At 42.3% G+C, this 20,223-nt stretch carries 22 protein-coding genes and 2 other annotated features; of the genes, 20 read left to right on the top strand and 2 right to left on the bottom strand.

All coding sequences use genetic code 11. From position 1 onward, the window contains the following. Positions 1 to 73: 73 nt before the first annotated feature. Positions 74 to 303, top strand: a binding site (T-box leader). A gap of 58 nt (positions 304 to 361) precedes the next feature. The 20 genes from NSQ11_RS12775 (at position 362) to pheA (ending at position 18,423) form a co-directional block, all read left to right on the top strand. Further along, on the top strand, positions 362 to 3,004 hold the full coding sequence (locus tag NSQ11_RS12775; RefSeq protein ID WP_008342812.1) for a valine--tRNA ligase: 2,643 nt from the start codon (positions 362 to 364) through the stop codon (positions 3,002 to 3,004). Positions 3,005 to 3,069: 65 nt separating this feature from the next. Beyond that, on the top strand, positions 3,070 to 4,371 hold the full coding sequence (locus tag NSQ11_RS12770; protein WP_050827523.1) for a folylpolyglutamate synthase/dihydrofolate synthase family protein: 1,302 nt from the start codon (positions 3,070 to 3,072) through the stop codon (positions 4,369 to 4,371). Between the two features lie 152 nt (positions 4,372 to 4,523). Beyond that, positions 4,524 to 5,255, top strand: coding sequence for an A24 family peptidase (locus tag NSQ11_RS12765; RefSeq protein WP_050827521.1), 732 nt, complete (start codon positions 4,524 to 4,526; stop codon positions 5,253 to 5,255). A 157-nt stretch (positions 5,256 to 5,412) separates the two neighbouring features. Then, complete coding sequence (locus NSQ11_RS12760) at positions 5,413 to 6,429, top strand: SPOR domain-containing protein (RefSeq protein ID WP_046527137.1); 1,017 nt, start codon at positions 5,413 to 5,415, stop codon at positions 6,427 to 6,429. Positions 6,430 to 6,606: 177 nt separating this feature from the next. Beyond that, complete coding sequence (locus NSQ11_RS12755) at positions 6,607 to 7,176, top strand: Maf family protein (protein WP_046527127.1); 570 nt, start codon at positions 6,607 to 6,609, stop codon at positions 7,174 to 7,176. Between the two features lie 48 nt (positions 7,177 to 7,224). Further along, a complete protein-coding gene (gene radC / locus NSQ11_RS12750; RefSeq protein WP_026050121.1) occupies positions 7,225 to 7,899 on the top strand; it encodes a DNA repair protein RadC in 675 nt (224 codons plus the stop codon). A 90-nt stretch (positions 7,900 to 7,989) separates the two neighbouring features. Continuing rightward, entirely contained in the window at positions 7,990 to 9,009 is a 1,020-nt protein-coding gene (locus NSQ11_RS12745; protein WP_007501538.1) for a rod shape-determining protein, read from the top strand. A gap of 27 nt (positions 9,010 to 9,036) precedes the next feature. Continuing rightward, positions 9,037 to 9,936, top strand: coding sequence for a rod shape-determining protein MreC (mreC, locus tag NSQ11_RS12740; protein WP_007501536.1), 900 nt, complete (start codon positions 9,037 to 9,039; stop codon positions 9,934 to 9,936). Further along, a complete protein-coding gene (mreD, locus tag NSQ11_RS12735; protein WP_048002775.1) occupies positions 9,933 to 10,451 on the top strand; it encodes a rod shape-determining protein MreD in 519 nt (172 codons plus the stop codon). The genes mreC and mreD overlap by 4 nt, the downstream gene beginning before the upstream one ends. 54 nt (positions 10,452 to 10,505) lie before the next feature. Continuing rightward, positions 10,506 to 11,189: a septum site-determining protein MinC gene (gene minC, locus NSQ11_RS12730; protein ID WP_007501533.1), complete on the top strand. Its 684-nt coding sequence runs from the start codon at positions 10,506 to 10,508 to the stop codon at positions 11,187 to 11,189. A 2-nt stretch (positions 11,190 to 11,191) separates the two neighbouring features. After that, on the top strand, positions 11,192 to 11,995 hold the full coding sequence (gene minD, locus NSQ11_RS12725) for a septum site-determining protein MinD (RefSeq protein ID WP_017358134.1): 804 nt from the start codon (positions 11,192 to 11,194) through the stop codon (positions 11,993 to 11,995). Positions 11,996 to 12,104: 109 nt separating this feature from the next. Beyond that, positions 12,105 to 12,896: a M23 family metallopeptidase gene (locus NSQ11_RS12720; protein WP_048002776.1), complete on the top strand. Its 792-nt coding sequence runs from the start codon at positions 12,105 to 12,107 to the stop codon at positions 12,894 to 12,896. After that, entirely contained in the window at positions 12,889 to 13,758 is an 870-nt protein-coding gene (locus NSQ11_RS12715; RefSeq protein ID WP_041506793.1) for a M50 family metallopeptidase, read from the top strand. Before NSQ11_RS12720 ends, NSQ11_RS12715 begins: the two co-directional genes overlap by 8 nt. 66 nt (positions 13,759 to 13,824) lie before the next feature. Then, positions 13,825 to 13,898: a sequence feature (ribosomal protein L21 leader region), on the top strand. A gap of 12 nt (positions 13,899 to 13,910) precedes the next feature. Continuing rightward, a complete protein-coding gene (rplU, locus tag NSQ11_RS12710) occupies positions 13,911 to 14,219 on the top strand; it encodes a 50S ribosomal protein L21 (protein ID WP_003216781.1) in 309 nt (102 codons plus the stop codon). A 14-nt stretch (positions 14,220 to 14,233) separates the two neighbouring features. Continuing rightward, on the top strand, positions 14,234 to 14,572 hold the full coding sequence (locus NSQ11_RS12705) for a ribosomal-processing cysteine protease Prp (protein ID WP_007501524.1): 339 nt from the start codon (positions 14,234 to 14,236) through the stop codon (positions 14,570 to 14,572). 12 nt (positions 14,573 to 14,584) lie between these two features. Further along, complete coding sequence (rpmA, locus tag NSQ11_RS12700) at positions 14,585 to 14,869, top strand: 50S ribosomal protein L27 (protein WP_003216586.1); 285 nt, start codon at positions 14,585 to 14,587, stop codon at positions 14,867 to 14,869. Between the two features lie 256 nt (positions 14,870 to 15,125). After that, positions 15,126 to 15,719 carry a sporulation initiation phosphotransferase B gene (locus tag NSQ11_RS12695; RefSeq protein ID WP_007501522.1) on the top strand — a complete coding sequence of 198 codons (594 nt, stop codon included), beginning with the start codon at positions 15,126 to 15,128 and terminating at the stop codon, positions 15,717 to 15,719. A gap of 21 nt (positions 15,720 to 15,740) precedes the next feature. Further along, positions 15,741 to 17,027 carry a GTPase ObgE gene (gene obgE, locus NSQ11_RS12690; RefSeq protein WP_007501521.1) on the top strand — a complete coding sequence of 429 codons (1,287 nt, stop codon included), beginning with the start codon at positions 15,741 to 15,743 and terminating at the stop codon, positions 17,025 to 17,027. A gap of 55 nt (positions 17,028 to 17,082) precedes the next feature. After that, positions 17,083 to 17,526 (top strand): ACT domain-containing protein, encoded by a 444-nt coding sequence (locus NSQ11_RS12685; RefSeq protein WP_008342790.1) that lies wholly within the window; start codon positions 17,083 to 17,085, stop codon positions 17,524 to 17,526. Positions 17,527 to 17,544: 18 nt separating this feature from the next. Continuing rightward, a complete protein-coding gene (gene pheA / locus NSQ11_RS12680) occupies positions 17,545 to 18,423 on the top strand; it encodes a prephenate dehydratase (protein ID WP_017358133.1) in 879 nt (292 codons plus the stop codon). Positions 18,424 to 18,447: 24 nt separating this feature from the next. Here the strand turns inward: pheA and NSQ11_RS12675 are convergent, their stop codons facing one another. After that, positions 18,448 to 18,987: a transcription repressor NadR gene (locus tag NSQ11_RS12675; protein ID WP_017358132.1), complete on the bottom strand. Its 540-nt coding sequence runs from the start codon at positions 18,985 to 18,987 to the stop codon at positions 18,448 to 18,450. A 2-nt stretch (positions 18,988 to 18,989) separates the two neighbouring features. Then, entirely contained in the window at positions 18,990 to 20,138 is a 1,149-nt protein-coding gene (locus NSQ11_RS12670; RefSeq protein ID WP_017358131.1) for an IscS subfamily cysteine desulfurase, read from the bottom strand. Positions 20,139 to 20,223: the final 85 nt, after the last annotated feature.

The following is a 20,223-nucleotide window of genomic DNA, read 5'->3' as shown; positions in this document are numbered from 1 at the left end:
AGATGATTGACGAAAACAAAAGGCATTTAGTAATATTAATAAAAGATGAGTATAAGCTGATGAACGTGATATATCGTAAGCGTGGATCAGGAAGAGTACGAGCAAGACCCTAAAGAGAGGGAAACCAATAGCTGAAAGGTTTTCTAGGATGCACTTGTTTGGAAGGTCGCCTGTGAGCTTAATTTCTTGAAACATGTAGTAGAGAAATTCGGGAGATCCCCGTTATCCTTTAGAGAGTACGGGACACGTCTAAGTGTTTCGTGAAAAAAGGTGGTACCGCGAAAAAGCTTTTTCGTCCTTTTATAAGGATGAGAAGGCTTTTTTATGTTTCATCAGCCGAAAAAATGTGGAGGTAACACAAATGGAAACAAATAATCAAGAAATGCCAACAAAGTACGATCCAAATGCGATTGAAAAAGACCGCTATACGTACTGGCTTGAAGGGAAATTCTTCGAAGCACAAAATGACAAAACGAAAGATCCATATACAGTCGTCATTCCTCCACCAAACGTGACAGGAAAATTACACTTAGGGCATGCTTGGGATTCAACCCTTCAAGACATCGTGACTCGTATGAAACGGATGCAGGGCTATGATGTTTTATGGCTGCCAGGAATGGACCATGCGGGTATTGCAACACAAGCCAAGGTAGAGGCGAAGCTTCGCGAAGAAGGCGTGAGCCGCTATGATCTCGGACGTGAAAAATTTGTAGAAGAAACGTGGAAGTGGAAAGAAGAGTATGCAGATTTTATTCGCAGCCAGTGGGCGAAAATGGGTCTAGGTCTAGACTATTCGCGTGAGCGTTTCACATTAGATGAAGGCTTGAATAAAGCAGTCCGCCAAGTGTTTGTTCAATTGTATGAAAAAGGATTGATCTATCGCGGAGAATACATCATTAACTGGGACCCAGCAACAAAAACGGCCCTTTCTGATATTGAAGTCATCTACAAGGATGTGCAAGGTGCGTTTTATCACTTGAGATATCCGCTTGCAGATGGATCAGGTTCGATTGAAATTGCGACAACAAGACCTGAAACGATGCTTGGAGATACGGCAGTCGCTGTACATCCTGAAGATGAACGCTATCAGCATTTGATTGGGAAAACAGTTGTTTTACCAATTACAGGCCGAGAGATTCCAATCGTCGGGGATGACTATGTCGATATGGAATTTGGATCAGGAGCTGTAAAAATTACGCCGGCTCATGACCCGAATGACTTCGAGCTTGGAAACCGTCATAACCTAGAGCGCATTCTTGTGATGAATGAAGATGGCACAATGAATGGAAACGCACTTCAATACAAAGGAATGGACCGCTTCGAATGTCGTAAACAGCTTGTGAAAGATCTTCAAGAAGAAGGCATTTTGTTCAAAATTGAGGACCACATGCATTCAGTTGGTCACAGTGAGCGCAGTGGCGCTGTAGTGGAGCCATATTTATCAACACAATGGTTTGTGAAAATGCAGCCGCTCGCAGATGAAGCCATCAATCTGCAAAAAGGTGATGAGCAAGTTCAATTTGTTCCAGACCGATTTGAAAAGACGTATTTACACTGGATGGAAAATATCCGTGACTGGTGTATTTCTCGTCAGCTATGGTGGGGACACCGCATTCCGGCTTGGTATCATAAAGAAACGAAGGAAGTATACGTGGGACTTGATGCGCCAGAAGATATTGAAAACTGGGAGCAAGATAACGATGTACTTGATACATGGTTTAGTTCAGCGCTTTGGCCTTTCTCTACAATGGGCTGGCCAGATGCAGAAAGTGAAGACTTCAAGCGCTACTACCCAACCAATTTGCTTGTAACAGGCTATGACATCATCTTCTTCTGGGTATCTCGTATGATCTTCCAAGGTCTTGAATTCACAGGAGAAAAACCATTTAAAGACGTCCTCATTCATGGTCTTATTCGCGATGAACAAGGGCGTAAAATGAGTAAGTCACTTGGCAACGGAATTGATCCAATGGAGGTCATCGACAAGTACGGAGCGGATTCATTGAGATATTTCTTAGCGACTGGAAGCTCTCCAGGTCAAGATTTGCGTTTTAGCTTTGAAAAGGTTGAATCCACTTGGAACTTTGCGAACAAAATTTGGAACGCATCCCGTTTTGCTTTAATGAATATGGATGGTTTAACGTACGATGAGCTTGATTTGACAGGAGAAAAATCAGTTGCTGATCAATGGATTTTAACACGACTAAATGAAACGATTGAAAGTGTCACACAGCTTGCTGATAAGTATGAATTTGGTGAAGTGGGCAGACATTTATACAACTTCATTTGGGATGATTTCTGTGATTGGTACATTGAAATGGCGAAACTTCCGCTTTATGGAGAAGATGAAGCGGCGAAGAAAACGACTCGTTCGATCCTTGCGTATGTATTAGATCAAACGATGAGACTTCTACATCCGTTTATGCCGTTCTTAACAGAAGAAATCTGGCAGCATCTACCTCATGAAGGTGAGTCCATTACTGTAGCGGCATGGCCTGAAGTGAAGCCGGAACTTTCTAACGAACAAGCTTCTGCTGACATGAAGCTGCTTGTTGAACTGATTCGTTCTGTTCGTAACATTCGCAGTGAAGTGAACACACCAATGAGCAAACAAGTCGAGCTATATATCAAAGCATCCACATCTGATGTACAGGAACGTTTAGAGAAGAACCGTTCATATATTGAACGCTTTACGAATCCAAGTGTGCTTGAAATTGGCACGGATGTTCCTGCTAGTGATAAAGCGATGACGGCTGTTATTTCTGGAGCAGAACTCATTCTGCCGCTTGAAGGTTTAATCAATTTAGACGAAGAAATTGCCCGTCTGCAAAAAGAGCTTGATAAACTGACAAAAGAAGTGGAACGAGTTCAGAAAAAGCTTGGCAATGAAGGCTTTATGAAAAAAGCGCCTGAAAGCGTCGTAGAAGAAGAGCGTGCGAAAGAACGTGATTATGTCGCAAAACGCGAAGCTGTTCAAAAGCGTATTGAAGAGCTGAAAGCATAATGTTGAAAAGACGGCTCCTAACGGAATGGAGTCGTCTTTTTTGAAAATTTCGTATGAAATGAGAGATGACATTGTTTACAACCTATCATGAAGCCATTGAATGGATTCATAGCAGACTCGCTTTCGGTGTCAAACCGGGACTTGAACGAATGAAATGGCTGATGGACAGACTAGACCATCCTGAACAAAAAATAAAAGCAGTGCATGTGGCTGGAACAAATGGAAAAGGATCAACGATTGCATTTACTCGATCCATTTTACAGTCAGCGGGCTATTCAGTTGGAACCTTCACCTCTCCATTTATTTTAACGTTCAATGAACGAATTAGTGTTAATGGGGAGCCGATTTTGGACGAGGAGTGGCTGAGTTTGGTGAACGACATCAAGCCTTTAGTTGATGAATTAGATGATACAGAGCTTGGTGCAGCAACAGAGTTTGAGATCATTACAGCCTGTGCGTTTGCTTATTTTGCCCATGTGCACCAAGTAGACTTTGTCCTCTTGGAAACAGGGCTTGGCGGAAGACTTGATTCTACAAATGTGGCTGCGCCCATCTTAACAGCAATTACGTCGATTGGTCACGATCATATGGCCATTTTAGGCGACACACTTAATCAGATTGCAGCAGAAAAAGCTGGCATTATTAAAGCTGGGATTCCGATGATCACGGCCGTTCATCAAGCGGAAGCTCTTACTGTGATTCAACACAAAGCAGAAGAAAAGAATGCGCCGTTTATCTCGTTACATGATACTTGTACCTTTAAGGACCAGCAGCCGACTGAAACAGGTGAACGCTTCACATTCACTACCCCAAAAAGGGAGTACTCGCAGCTAGAGACAGGGTTAATCGGAACGCATCAAAGGCAGAACGCCTCCCTTGCCGTTCTACTGATCGAATGGCTGGAGCAAGAAGGATATATCCATGTGCTAGATGAGCAAGTGTATGAAGGAATTCGGCAAGCGGTGTGGGCTGGAAGATTTGAAAAGATCCAAGATCAGCCTCTTGTTTATTTAGATGGTGCTCATAACGAAGAAGGAATGGACCGTTTAATCGAAACTGTACAAGCTCATTTTTCCAGTAAACAGGTTCATGTTTGTTTTAGTGCGTTAAAAGATAAACCTTACAAACAAATGATCGAAAAGCTTGAAAGGATTAGTTCATCGATTCATTTTGTTTCCTTTGACTTTCCAAGAGCTGAATCAGCGGAAAAGCTTTATGCTTGCAGTCATTTAGAAGCAAAATCGTTTGATGAAGACCCTCGTGCAGTGCTTGAGTTCATTCAGAAAAAAAGCGCTGATCCTGCAGCAATGATTCTGGTGACAGGTTCGCTTTATTTTATCTCAGATGTACGAAGTCGTATTTTATAGTAAGGAAAAGACGCAAATTGCTTCTATGCAGTGTGCGTCTTTTTTCTTTTGATATGTAGGAGAGGGGGAAATTCACTTTTTCGCAAGGTGATCAAAGGTGAATCGCTATGGTACAATCCGGTCTATTCTATTTCCGGAAGGAGTCACCTAATTTGATCGATTTTTTTATGTTTTTCACAGGCATGGTCATGGGGTCATTTCTTCACCTAGTTGGTGAGAGGCTTCCAATGAAGCGGTCTATTCTTTTTCCTCGTTCACACTGCGGAGCTTGTAAAGAGCCGCTTTCTTTTCACGACATGCTCCCGCTTGTTTCTTATGTTGTATTGAAAGGGTCATGTAAGCATTGTGGAACCCGGCTCTCTTTGCTTTATCCACTGGTTGAGCTGTTGACAGGCGGCCTTTTTTTACTCGTTTATAGACATGCTGGTTTCTCTTTTGAGGGCCTTTTTCTTGTGAGTCTATGTAGTTTATTCGTGATTGCTGTCGTGAGCGATCTTTTTTATATGAGAGTACCAAACGAGCTCTTTCTCTTCTTTTTTCCTCTTTTCGTCATATACCGCACGCAAGAACCGCTTTTTATTTGGTGGGAAGGAGCGGCATCCCTTCTTATTTGTCTTCTTTTGTTTTATAGTTTAGAACATTTCAAGCCAAATAGTATGGGGGGAGCGGATGTCAAACTATTTGGTGTGCTTGCATTTTGCTTCGGATTTAAGCCATTTCTGATCATTCTTTTTCTTTCGTCTGTCACGGGAATGGTTTACGCAAAGGTGTTTTCTTACAAGGCAAATGAACCCTTTCCTTTTGTTCCTGCCATCGCTTGTTCTTTCTGGCTTTATCTTTTTTGTGGTGATTTGTTAAACCCAATTCGCGATTTTTTTGGATGAGAAAATTGGCGAACACTTTTTGAACCTGCCGACAAAAGTCTTGTTCTTTTTTTTATTGGCTATGTTAAAGTGTGAAACAGAAAGAAGGACGGGTTACATTCGCGCTATTTCATTGGACAGAAAGGTCTTTCTTACAAACAATGTCAGAAAGCGGGGAATGACAGTGAAAAAAAGGCAGGCAAAAAAACAAGGGTTAAAGGTCAATATTAATGGCAAGGAAGAAATGCTGCATGGAGAAGAGCATCAACCTCAAAAACAGCAAGAGGATCAAGTGACGTTTTCGAACTGGGAGGAAAAGAGGCAGTCGGAACAGGAGACAGCCGCTTCCGAGGAGGAACCGTCCAAACCGAAAGAAGAAGATTTTCAATGGGACGATGCAGCTGATCACATTTACCATTCGGATCCAAAGGTCGTCACACCTTATCAAAAGAAAAAAGGTTCTTTTGACCAGAAGTTCAGTAAAAACCGCGGTCCCTTCAAACGAGTGATGACTACGATTGTGTTTGCAGTCGTTCTAGGGACAGGCCTCGGTGTATTTGCATTAAGTTTAAGTAAAGATGGGTCTGCCAATCCATCAGGAGGCGATCATATCAGCGTCTCAGCATCTGGAAGCGGACCTTCGGCGAAAGCTGGGGGAGATGCGCCACCGGCTGATCTTGCAGATACGTCAAAGGACAATGAAGGTGAAAAAAGTGCATCAGGTCATTTTTCAACCTTTGTGGTGCAGGCTGGAAAGTTTTCTTCTGAAAAAGGAGCAGATGACTTAGTTGACAGTTTAAAAGAGGCTGGATATGCAGGTAAAAAGGTATCAATGGATGATGGATATTATGTGATTGCCGGACTTGCCACAGAACAGGGCATGACAAGTGCCGTTGGGAAAAAATTGATCGATCAGCATTTTGAAGCATGGGGAGGAAAAGAGCTCTCGTTTCAAGTGCCAGATGAACTGACAGGTTTAATAGAGAAGGCATCTGTCTTATCCTCTAAGGTGATTGCAGGAGAAGATGTGGATCAAAAAGAAGTCACTCAGTTGATTTCTGAGCTTGAAAATGCCAAAACAACCGACGCACCAGCTAAAAGCAGTTTGCTGAAAGCTGTACAGCTTTTAAATGACCCATCTGCTGAAAATGGCTGGAAATCTCAGCAAGCGCTATTAGATCAACTAAATACGTAAAATCATGTTTTTAACAGCCAAACTAGTCAAAAAATGACTAGTTTTTTTCTTTTGCTTCCAACATAATGATGTAGGAACATGAAAATGGCATTTTCGTCAATTGTCGGTAAGATGTTCATTTGATAGGATGAATGGGTATCTTACTTCTTAGGCTAAACCCTGAAAGGATGAACAAACATGAACCAGTTAATACTCGCATCTCAATCACCTAGAAGAAAAGAATTGCTTGATTTAGCAGGGTTTTCTTATGACATTCAAGCAAGTGATTTAAAAGAAGAAATAAATCGAAACCTTTCTCCTGCTGAGAACGTCCAATGGTTGGCAGAACAAAAAGCAAATGATATTCAAAAAATACATCCCAAAGCTGTGATCATTGGTGCAGATACAATTGTTGCAATTGATGGCAACTGTCTTGGAAAGCCAAAAGACAAGGAAGATGCAGCCTCAATGCTTCAATTATTGTCAGGTAAGACACATCAAGTCTTGACTGGTGTCACGATTCAATCAGAGAATAGAAAAGAAACATTTTATGAACAGACAGACGTGACATTTTGGCCACTTACACAAGATGAAATAGACCGCTATATTGAAACAGGTGAGCCTCTTGATAAAGCTGGAAGCTACGGCATTCAAGGAAAAGGTGCCCTGTTTGTACAAAAAATAGACGGTGATTATTTTTCCGTTGTAGGACTCCCTATTGCTAAAACAGTCAGAGTGCTTGAAACATTTGGTATCACCCCTTTTTGATGACGGGAAGGAATCAAAAAAGGAGTGTAGATCTTGAATCATTTCCCTATGCTGCTGAAGCATTTTCCTCATGATGAAAAGCCGCGCGAACGATTTGTCAAATATGGTCCAAGCAGCTTATCAAACCATGAACTTGTCGCGATTCTTTTGAGAACAGGCACAAAAAAGGAATCAGTTCTTCAAGTGTCCGCAAGACTTTTACAAACATTTGGTGGTCTTCGTTCTGTGAAGGAAGCTTCGATTGAAGAACTGTCAAAGATTCGAGGAGTTGGAAAAGCGAAGGCGATCTCTCTTTTAGCTGCTTTAGAACTCGGCACTAGATTACACCATCAAACGACGGACAATCGTTATGTGATCCGCACGCCGGAAGATGGTGCGAATTTTGTGATGGAAGATATGAGATTTTTGACGCAGGAGAATTTCGTTTGTCTTTATCTCAATACCAAAAATCAAGTTCTTCATAAACATACTGTGTTTATCGGAAGTCTAAATTCGTCGATTGTTCACCCGCGCGAAATTTTTAAAGAGGCCTTTAAACGTTCGGCCGCTTCATTTATATGTGTGCACAACCATCCATCTGGAGATCCGACGCCCAGCAGGGAAGATATTGAAGTCACACAGCGACTTTTTGAATGTGGGAAGCTGATTGGAATACAGCTGCTTGATCATCTAGTGATCGGTGATCAAAAATTTGTGAGTTTGAAGGAAAAAGGGTATTTGTAACACTTTTTTTTTCAATGTTTTACGATATAATAGAGTTTATGAGTTTTTCCCTAAAGGGAATTTTGGTTTAAGAAAGGAAGATACATACATATGTTTGGAATTGGTACAAAAGACCTTGGAATAGATCTTGGAACAGCGAATACGCTTGTTTTTATTAAAGGAAAAGGCATTGTTGTGAGAGAACCTTCGGTCGTAGCTTTGGAAACTGATACGAAGTCTATAGTGGCGGTTGGAAATGACGCTAGAAACATGATCGGTCGTACACCTGGTAATGTTGTGGCACTGCGCCCAATGAAAGACGGAGTCATTGCAGACTACGAGACGACAGCAACAATGATGAAATATTACATTAATCAAGCATTAAAAGGTAAAGGGCTTTTTGCTCGTAAACCGTACGTGATGGTGTGTGTACCATCTGGTATTACAGCAGTAGAAGAGCGTGCAGTCATTGATGCAACAAGACAAGCTGGTGCTCGTGACGCATACCCTATTGAAGAGCCATTTGCTGCGGCAATTGGTGCTAACCTTCCTGTATGGGAGCCAACTGGAAGCATGGTTGTAGATATTGGCGGCGGTACAACAGAAGTAGCCATTATCTCACTTGGCGGTATTGTGACATCTCAATCGATCCGTGTTGCAGGAGACGAAATGGATGATGCGATCAGCAGCTACATTCGTAAAACGTATAATCTTATGATTGGTGATCGCACGTCAGAAGCGATTAAAATGGAAATCGGTTCTGCGCAGCCTGACGTACATGATGAGATGGACATTCGCGGCCGTGACCTTTTAACAGGTCTGCCAAAAACGATCTCTATTACGGCAGAAGAAATTGCAAAAGCGCTTCGCGATACGGTGGAAACAATTGTCGATGCGGTCAAAATGACACTTGAAAAAACGCCACCTGAGCTGGCAGCAGATATTATGGACCGTGGAATTGTATTAACAGGCGGCGGTGCATTGCTACGTAATCTTGACAAAGTCATTAGTGATGAAACAAAAATGCCGGTCATTATTGCTGAAGATCCGCTTGACTGTGTGGCGATCGGAACAGGGAAAGCACTAGAACATATTCACTTGTTCAAAGGAAAATCTAAAGATAATCGATAATTGGGCGTAAATAAAGAGGTGTAAGACATGCCGCAGTTTTTTATGAATAAAAGATTAATGTTGCTCCTTGTCTGTGTCATCGTACTGGTGGCCATGATTGGTTTTTCAGTGAAAAGCGGCAGAGGTGCTTCATGGCCGGAAAAATTAGTGGGGGATACGACAGGCTTTTTTCAAGGTGTCTTTCATAAACCATCACAATTTATTGCCGGTATTTATGGGAACGTACAAGATTTAAAAAACACATATGATGAAAACGAGCGTCTTCGAAAAAAACTTGATGGACAAACCCAATATGAGGCGAAACTTCAAGAACTAGAAGATGAGAACAAAAAGCTTCGCAAGCAGCTCGGGTATGTGAACTCTATTCGTGACTACACGCCCATTCTTTCAACAGTCATTGCGAGAAACCCGTCCCTTTGGGATAGTTTTGTCATGATTGATAAAGGAAAAAAACAAGGCGTTGAAAAAGATATGGCGGTCACCAATGAGAGCGGTGCGTTAATTGGGAAAATTGAAAGTGATAAGCTCAACAATTTTACGTCGACTGTAAGGTTGCTAAGCTCTACAGATCAAAATAATAGAATTTCAACGAAAATTTTTGCGAAAAAGGGCAAAGAAGAACTCAATGGAATTATTAACGGTTATGACAGCAAGAAAAAAATGCTGACAATGAACATTTTAAAATCCGATGCTGATGGGGATGTCAAAAAAGGAGATCTTGTTGAAACATCTGGAGCGGGGGGCGTATTCCCGCAGGGCTTGACGATTGGGAAGGTAAGTGAAATTGAGCCGGACCATTACGGACTGACAAAAATTATTTATGTAGAACCAGCTGCTGAACTCAATAATTTAGACCGTGTGATTGTTGTGAATCGCAGCACAAGTACGGCAGATGCATCTCAATTAACGAAGGAGGAAGGCTCGTGAAACGTGTCCTTCTTGCTTTCGTCATGTTGTTTATTTTCGTATTTGACAGTATTTTTGTCGATTTAGTGAAGCTCCCATTTGTTTCAGACAATCAAATTTTAGCACCTCATTTCATCTTACTCGCACTTGTATTTATGACAGCTTTTGTGAATCAAAAATATGGTGTGATTTATGGATTTGTCTTTGGACTTTTATATGATATTTCGTATACAGGTATTCTTGGTGTTCATATGTTTGGCTTTGGTGCGCTCTGCTATTTGTTAGCAAAAGCCTTCAAAGTCCTCCAAACGAATATGTTAGTCGTTGTCTTTCTGTCGGTGATTGCTGTTGCAGTGATGGAGTTTTATGTGTACGGTGTTCAAGCGACGATTCAACCAAATATTATGCCTTTTAATACGTATGTCATCGAACGCTTTATTCCAACGATTCTTTTAAATACTGCTGCGTCTCTCATACTTGTTGTGCCGCTTAGGCTCTTTTTCATCAATGTGAAACAAGGACTGATCGACGAATAAAAGCAGGAGTTTGTCCAATTACGGCGAAATGAGTATGTTGTTGAGGTGAGCATCTTGAAAACTCAAAAACAGCAGTATGTGACAATAAAAGGTACAAAAAACGGATTAACATTACAGTTAAATGATGACTGTTCGTTTGAAGACCTTCTTTCTGGCTTGCGAGAGGTTCTATTACTTGAGCAATATACAGACGGAAGAGAAGGACATAAAGTCAATGTGCATATTAAACTTGGTTTTCGATATTTAACAGAGGATCAAGAGGCGCGTTTAACTGAAGCGGTGTCTGAAAATGAACATCTTGTCATTCACTCTATTGAAAGTGACGTCATGTCAACTGAAGAGGCGAGACGTTTAAAAGCAGAGGCTGAGATTACTTCTGTAGCAAAAATTGTACGCTCTGGACAGGTGCTTTATGTCGAAGGGGATCTCTTATTAATAGGAGATGTCAACCCTGGCGGAACCATTCGTGCAGGGGGGAATATTTTTGTGCTCGGTGCGTTAAAAGGTGTAGCGCATGCTGGATGTAATGGAAACAAGCAAGCTGTGATTGCAGCATCTCATATGATTCCAACCCAGCTTCGCATCGCACAGGTGTTTAACCGTGCACCGGATCAAAAAGAAGATGGAAATGAAATGGAATGTGCTTATTTAGATATAGATGGCAATATGATCATTGAACGCCTGCAGCAATTGGCTCATATAAGACCTAATCTGACAAGGCTTGAGGGAGGAATGTGAAATTGGGCGAGGCTATTGTGATTACCTCAGGAAAAGGCGGCGTTGGCAAAACAACAACATCTGCAAACTTAGGCACAGCACTAGCAATTCAAGGAAAAAAAGTGTGTCTAGTTGATACCGACATCGGCCTTCGGAATTTAGATGTCGTGATGGGGCTTGAGAACCGCATTATTTATGATCTAGTCGATGTAGTAGAAGGAAGATGCAAGATTCACCAAGCGCTTGTGAAGGATAAGCGGTTCGAGGATCTTTTGTATCTTTTACCTGCTGCTCAAACAAGCGATAAAACGGCGGTAGAGCCGGAGCAGATCAAAGAATTAATTCAATCATTGAAACAAGACTTTGATTATGTTGTCATTGATTGCCCTGCTGGAATTGAGCAAGGCTTTAAAAATGCTGTATCAGGTGCTGACAAAGCGATTGTGGTCACGACACCTGAAATCTCAGCTGTGAGAGATGCAGACCGAATTATCGGCTTGCTGGAACAAGAGGATATTGAACCGCCTCGTTTGATTGTGAACCGCATTCGTACACACATGGCGAAAAATGGCGATTCGATGGATGTGGATGAAGTTGTCCATCATTTATCAATTGATCTTCTCGGCATTGTAGCCGATGATGATGATGTCATTAAGGCTTCAAACAATGGTGAACCGATTGTCATGGATGCTAAAAATAAAGTTTCCATTGCGTATCGCAATATTGCTCGCCGCGTACTAGGTGAATCTGTTCCTCTTCAATCCTTTGAAGAAGAAAACAAAGGGATGTTTGCAAAGCTGAAAGCATTTTTCGGTGTAAGAGCATAATGATTTACTTGAGATGAGACCGATTCGATGAGAATCGGTCTTTTTGTTGCATATCATATGATGTCGCCACATAAAATGTACAAACTGTTTGTATGTAAAGGGTGATCTTATGAAAAGAGTGGACGAGTATCGAAAGAAAATAGCGCAGCGCCGTAAAATGAAGCAGCCAGCTGCTGCCCCTAAGAAGGCAGCTTTCAAGAAGAAAGATGATATTCCACCATGGGTCATGTTGACAGAAGAAGAAAAGCATTCTGGCTCGGCTTCCTACGAGTCAAATTCTCATCAGCCGAAAAAATTTCGCCATCCGTTATTTCATTCAAATACATTTGTGCTTAAATGTTTACTTTCTGCCTCTCTTGTACTGATTGCCGCTATTTCATTTAAAGGGCAGGCGGGGCCTTTTCAGCAGCTGAAGCCGATGATCAGTCAAACGTTTGAACAAGATTTCCAATTTGCCGCCGCCAACCGGTGGTTTGAGAAAACTGTCGGAAACCCACTTGCCTTTTTAACCGATAGAAAAGAAGGGCAAAAGGACGTACAAGCCAATCAAGAGCTGGCTGTCCCTGCCTCTGGAAAAGTGCAGGAATCCTTTACGCAAAATGGTGCCGGAGTGAAAGTTGAAACATCTGCTGAAGCCATCGATAGTATGAAAGAAGGCTATGTCGTAGAAGTGAAAAAGAAAAGTGATACAGGGCTCACCGTCGTGGTGCAGCATGCAGATAACAGCTACAGCTGGTACGGCCAACTAAAAGAAGCTGATGTGGCTTTATACGATTTTGTCGATAAAGGGGAAAAAATTGGTCAAATTGCGCTTGATGAACAAGGCAAGGGGACATATTACTTTGCCATTAAGCAAAATGAACAGTTTATTGATCCCATTCAGGTGATGACCTTTGAATAGATGGCTGCTCATGCTGACAAAGGTCCATGTTCACCCGCTCCTTTGGATAGTCATGGCATTTGCCATGCTATCAGGTCAAATTAAGCCGCTGCTTTGTCTGCTCATTATCGTCTGTGTCCATGAGCTTGGACATGCAGCGGCTGCTTGTTATTATCACTGGCGGATTCGGCGGATTTTTTTACTGCCATTTGGCGGGGCGGTAGAAGTAGAAGAGCACGGGAACCGTCCGCTAAAAGAAGAGCTGGCGGTCATTTTATGCGGACCGCTTCAGCATGTCCCGCTCCAGCTCGTCGCCTGGCTTCTCATGGAAGCCTCACTTATCTCATATGACGTCTTTACGATGTTTACTTTTTATAATGTAGCGATTTTTCTAGTGAACCTTTTGCCCATTTGGCCACTTGATGGCGGGAAATTATTCTTTTTGCTCTTATCTGTTTTTTACCCTTTTCAACAGGCACATGCCCTTGCAATAAAAGGCTCTCTCATTTTTTTCGGTCTTTTGACAGCAGGGTTGCTCTGTTTTGCTCCGCTGCAATTCAACGGCTGGATCCTGCTCACTTTTTTAGCCTACTCGCTTGTGATGGAACACCGGCAGCGGCATTATATCAGGGTACGTTTTTTACTAGAACGTTATTATGGTAAAAAAGAGCAAAAGGTAGAGAAACTCATTCCACTGAGAGCGGGTGCTGAGGAGAAAATATATGAAGTGATGGCGCGATTCCAAAGGGGCTGTAAGCATCCCATTATTATCGAACGGAATGGTGTGAAAATGAGCCAGCTCGATGAAAATGAATTGCTCCATGCTTATTTTTCAGATCGAAGAACCACCTCTTCCATGGAAGATCTTCTTTTACCGTACTAATGGTGAAAATACATTGACATTCAGCGTCTAATTTGATATATTTTTTAATGTTATGGATATGTAGCACCCGTGCTACAACCGCGCGGAGCAGGTGTAAAGTGCCTATTGGCCCCCTGTATTCGGCGAGTCTGAGTTTATTAGGAGGTGCAGAGATGTACGCAATTATCGAAACTGGTGGTAAACAAGTAAAAGTTGAAGAAGGTCAAACTGTTTATGTTGAAAAACTAGCTGCTGAAGCAGGTGAAACAGTTACTTTCGAAAACGTATTGTTTGTCGGCGGAGACACTGTCAAAGTGGGTAACCCTTCAGTTGCTGGAGCAACAGTAACGGCTAAAGTTGAAAAACAAGGTCGCGGTAAGAAAATTACTGTGTTCAAGTACAAACCGAAGAAAAACAACCACAAGAAACAAGGTCATCGTCAACCTTACACTAAAGTTGTTATCGAAAAAATCAACGCTTAAGGCGTGTGAGTGATATGATCAAAGCAACCATTACTCGGTCGCCAGCAGATGAAAGCATTACGTCTTTTCAAATGACTGGACATGCCGAGTTTGCTGAAAAAGGTCAGGATCTCGTTTGTGCAGGTGTATCTGCTGTTGTTTTCGGGTCAGTCAATTCAATTATTGCACTGACAGGAATGGATCCACTGCTTGATATTGGAGATGAAGGCGGGTATTTCTCTTTTGAACTGCCAGCTGATACAGATCCAGTCACCTTTGAAAAAGCCCAGTTGCTTTTAGAAGGCATGGTCGTTTCCTTAGAAACAATTGAACGAGATTATCACGATTATGTGAGAATATCTACAAAAAAATAGGAGGTGAACTTCATGCTTAGATTAGATCTTCAATTTTTCGCATCTAAAAAAGGGGTAGGTTCTACAAAGAACGGACGTGACTCTGAGTCTAAACGTTTAGGCGCTAAACGTGCTGATGGTCAATTCGTAACTGGTGGTTCTATCCTTTATCGTCAACGTGGAACGAAAATCTATCCAGGTGAAAACGTTGGACGCGGAGGCGACGACACTCTTTTCGCTAAAATCGACGGAACGGTTAAATTCGAACGTTTCGGTCGTGACCGTAAAAAAGTGAGCGTATATCCTGCGGCACAATAATTGCTAAAAACTCCGGTCATTGACTGGAGTTTTTTTCACTTTTACAAGCAGTACCGAAGATGATAAAAGAAGATGCACTCCATAAATATCAAAGAACGTTTGCTGACTTTGCCTCATTTTCTCCTATACGATCAGAAAAAACAACCTTTCCTCACATAACTAGTGTTTTTCTAAGCTGTCTTCTCTGTTATAATTCAGGGAGACATATTGATGATAAGACTCCTAAAAGAGAGACCAAACGATTGGGAGTGCGATAATGGAAGAGATACCAAGTAAACAAAACGAAAAATTAACTCACGTTGCATTAACGAATGAATTGATCCATCTGCTTAGTCGTTCAAGACACGACTGGATGAATAAATTGCAGTTAATCAAAGGCAACTTGACATTAGAAAAATATGACCGAGTGTTTGAAATAATAGAAGAAATGGTCATTGAAGCACAGCATGAATCCAAACTCTCAAATTTAAAAATTCCCCAATTGGCCTATTACTTTCTAACCTTTAATTGGGAGTCGCATTTTATCACCCTAGAATATGAAGTGCTTGGTGAAACCCGAGACTTATCAGCATATGAATCGCAGCTGCTAACGGTATCACGGGAGTTGTTTTCGATATTCGATCAATCAGTTTGCCAAAAAACTGAAAATCATTTAACGGTCACTTTCCAAACGGATCATGAAGAGAATGATGTGATCTTATATTTTGATTTCAAAGGAAAATTAACAAGTTTGGATGCGTTAAATGCGTTTCATGACGCAAACTATCCATGTATGAGTATAACGCAATTTCATGTGACGAATCATGAGTCCATGATTGAGCTTTGTTTGAGGCAAGAACGAGATATGTGATGCAGAGAAACGGAGGAAGTTATGTTTGTAGATCAGGTTAAAGTGTATGTTAAAGGCGGTGACGGCGGAAACGGTATGGTGGCGTTCCGTCGTGAAAAATATGTGCCAAAAGGCGGGCCAGCAGGCGGCGACGGCGGAAATGGTGCAGATGTAGTATTTGAAGTAGACGAAGGACTCAGAACGTTAATGGACTTTCGTTATAAGCGTCATTTCAAGGCGGACCGCGGTGAGCATGGAATGAGTAAAAACCAGCATGGTCGAAATGCGGAAGAAATGATTGTTAAAGTTCCGCCGGGTACAGTTGTGACAGATGCTGAGACGGAACAAGTACTAGCTGACTTGACAGAGCATGGACAGCGGGCTGTGATTGCCAAAGGTGGACGTGGCGGACGTGGAAATTCACGCTTCGCAACACCAGCAAACCCTGCACCACAGCTGTCTGAAAACGGTGAGCCAGGTAAAGAACGTGACGTCATCTTAGAATTAAAAGTACTTGCAGATGTTGGACTTGTTGGTTTCCCAAGTGTCGGGAAGTCAACGCTGCTTTCGATTGTCTCTTCTGCGAAACCAAAAATTGCGGATTATCATTTTACAACGCTTGTGCCAAACCTCGGAGTTGTTGAAACCGACGATAACCGAAGCTTTGTCATGGCGGATCTGCCAGGACTGATCGAAGGAGCGCACGAAGGTGTTGGCTTAGGTCATCAATTTTTACGCCACATTGAACGTACACGTGTCATTGTCCATGTCATTGATATGTCTGGACTTGAAGGGCGTGACCCATACGAAGATTACGTGACGATTAACGAAGAGCTTGAGCAATACAATATGAGATTGACAGAGCGTCCGCAAATCATTGTAGCGAACAAAATGGACATGCCGGATGCAGCTGACAATCTAGCGGCATTTAAAGAAAAATTAACAGATGACTATAAAGTGTTCCCAATTAGTGCGATCACAAGAGAAGGGCTTCGTGAGCTCTTATTTGAAATCGCCAATCAGCTTGAAACAACACCGGAATTCCCGCTCTACAATGAAGAAGAGCTCTCTGATAACCGTGTGATGTACAAGTTTGATGAAGGAGAAGCAGCATTTGAGATCTCAAGAGATCCTGATGGTACGTTTGTCTTAACTGGTAAAGCACTTGAGCGACTGTTTAAGATGACAGATTTCTCAAGAGACGAGTCAGTGAAACGATTCTCTAGACAGCTGCGCGGAATGGGCGTTGATGATGCCCTGCGTGAACGTGGTGCAAAAGATGGAGACATCATTCGTCTGCTTGAATTTGAATTTGAATTTATCGATTGATCAAAAGGAGGGTCCAGTTCATGGGCTCTCCCGTTTTTAAAAGGGGAGAAAACAGGTGAAAGAAGAAACGTTCTATTTAGTAAGAGAGGATGTACTTCCGGATGCGATGCGAAAAACGCTTGAAGTCAAAAAGCTTCTCGATCGCAAAAAAGCGGATTCAGTTGCCGATGCTGTTCAAAAAGCGGATTTAAGCCGCAGTGCTTTTTATAAATATCGAGATGCTGTTTTTCCATTTTATACAATGGTCAAAGAGCAGATCATCACATTGTTTTTCCACCTGGAGGATCGGTCTGGGGCTTTGTCTAGGCTGCTGCAAATTGTGGCTGACTCTGGTTGTAATGTGTTATCCATTCACCAAACGATTCCGCTGCAAGGAAGAGCGAATGTTACCCTGTCGATCAGTACGGCCGGCATGGCAGATGATATCAATACAGTCATGAATCAATTAAGAAAACTTGAATTTGTCGAAAAAGTTGAAATTCTAGGTTCTGGGGCGTAAAAGGAGAGATCATAGCAGATGAAGCAATTAACGGTAGGTTACTTTGGACCAGAGGCCACATTTACTCATTTGGCTGTCTGTTCTTGTTTTCCAAAAGATGCAGAGCAGCGGGCTTATGCAACCATTCCGCAATGTATGGATGCCGTGTCAAAGGGAGAAGTAGATTTGGCGGTCGTTCCACTTGAAAATGCACTCGAAGGATCTGTGAACTTAACAATTGATTATTTAATTCATGAGGACGCTTTGTCCATTGTGGGCGAAATGACAGCACCGATTCGCCAGCACCTGCTTGTCCATCCATCGAGAGCGGAGAGCTGGGAGACATTAGATGTGATTCAGTCACATCCGCACGCCATTGCGCAGTGTCATCAATTTTTGAAGAGACAGTTTCCTAATATCCCGCATCGGCCAGTGGAATCAACAGGCTATGCAGCAAAATACATCAGTGAGCATCCAGATGAAGCTGTTGGTGCGATTGCGAATGAAATCGCCGCAAAAACGTACGGATTGACGATTGCGAAAAAAGACATTCATGATTATCCGCACAATCATACACGTTTTGTTATTTTACATAAAGAGGCGAAGGCATCGTTCCCAATGAATTCTGGTTTTTCTTCAAAGCCAAAAACGACCATTGTTGTCAGCCTGCCAAAGGATGATCAGTCTGGTGCATTGCACCGCGTGTTATCAGCTTTTTCATGGCGGAATCTCAATTTGTCCAAAATTGAATCGCGTCCGACAAAAACAGGCCTTGGACACTATTTATTTATCATTGATATCGAAAAAGAGATGGATGATGTACTTGTCCCTGGGGCCATTCAAGAATTAGAAGCGATTGGCTGTGAAGTGAAACTACTCGGCAGCTATCAAACATATGAATTAACGAATGAAAAATAGTGTCCTCTTGGGGACACTATTTTTTTAGTCTTTAATGAGAAATCCAGCGTCATCAAGCGCTTGAATGGCTTGGTCAAGCTGCTTTTGGCTGTATGAAGTAAGGGTATGTAAGTGTACGCCGTCTGTCAGCTCTGATAAGTAGGAGGCGCCCGTATTAGAAATATGATGAACGAAGTCAGCCACTTGTTTGCGCGTACTCACTCGAATAGAGGCCGTCAGCTCCCCGTAGACAGGGTGCTCAATGATCACGTCTTTCACCGTTACACCGTAGTCTACAATCAGTGTCAGCTCCTCTTCTGTACGATGAGGATCGTGCTTGCAAGCGATAATCTGTTCAATTTCAGTTTCCGGTGTATGCTGCGCCATATACACATAGCCTTGGCTTGTGGCAATAATGGGTTCGTTTTTTGCTTTGAGTAATGAAATATCTTGTACAATGACTTGTCGTGAGACAGCGGCTTTTTTAGCTAAAAAACTTCCGGTGAGTGGTGTATCAGTCTCTTGTAGCCACTTTAAAATGGCGTTTCTTCTTTCTTCGCCAATGAGTTTTCTCTCTTGTTCCACGTTTATGCTCCTTTCTTCTCCTTTTGCAAGCTTTCAAATGTATGCAAAAGCTGATCGATGTCATCCTTTGATGATCCTCGTCCAAATGATAGTCGAATGAATTGAAGGGCATCACGATCTGATACATGTAATGCCTTTACAGCAGGGGAAGGGTGATGATAACCAGAAGCGCATGCACTTCCTGTGGATATACAAATCCCATGCCGGTTACAAGCTAACATTACATATTGTCCTTCAAACCCTTCAAAAAAACAACCAATAATATGAGACAGCATGCGGCGCTGGTCACTTTCTTGCAGCATGCGGACAGGCAGCTTCCGTTTTTTTAGCTGCTGAAGAAAATAATCACGAAGCTGAATATCCAGCTGCTGCTGTTGATCTATTTTCAACATGATTTGCTCGCTCGCGGCAACAAAAGCACCGATGCATGGAACGTTCACTGTCCCTGGGCGTAGACCATTTTCCTGTACAGTATCTTGATATATAGGCTTCCAAGGGACATGTGCCCCCATATAGACAGCACCGGCGCCCTTAGGTGCATAAACTTTATGACTCGAAATGGAGAGGGCATCAACCCCAAGTTCTTTAATCGACACATGCATTTTTCCGAATGTCTGCACTGCATCTGTATGAAAAAGAATATCTCTTTCTTTTAAGAGCGTTGCTAATTCAGCTAATGGCTGAATAATCCCAGTTTCTGAGTTGGCATGCTGGATGGATACTAGTCCGGTTTCAGGCAATAGAGCCTGTTTGAGAATCTCCTTTGTGATAATTCCTTCTTGATTCGGTTCTATGACCGTCACCTTCACACCGAGACGCTGTAAGGCATTGACCGCATGATGAACGGAAGGGTGCTCTACTGATGTGGTAATGACATGCTGTTTATGTGGAGGCAGCCCATTTATGATCGATTGAATCGCAAGGATATTGGATTCAGTTCCGCCACTTGTAAAGTAAATGCCATCAGGTTCGCCCCCTAGAATCGCTGCAAGTGATTGTCTGCTGTAAGCCAAGATTTCATTTGCTCTTCCTCCTGCATCATGCAGGCTGCTCGCATTTCCGTAACATTCTTTGCTCAACTGCTGAAATACATGCAGTGATTCCTCAGAAACAGGTGTAGAAGCTGCATAATCTAAATAAATCAAATCCATCCATCTCCTGTGTGAAAATTTTTTCTTGTATTTATTGTAGTGTTGTGTAATGATATGTGTCAAGACAGGTGTAAATGACAGGAGG

The organism is Bacillus sp. FSL W7-1582, from assembly GCF_038593325.1.
Lineage (GTDB): Bacteria > Bacillota > Bacilli > Bacillales > Bacillaceae > Bacillus > Bacillus altitudinis.
Note: the sequence above shows the minus strand (reverse complement) of the source record. Positions and strands in the feature narration are given on the sequence as shown.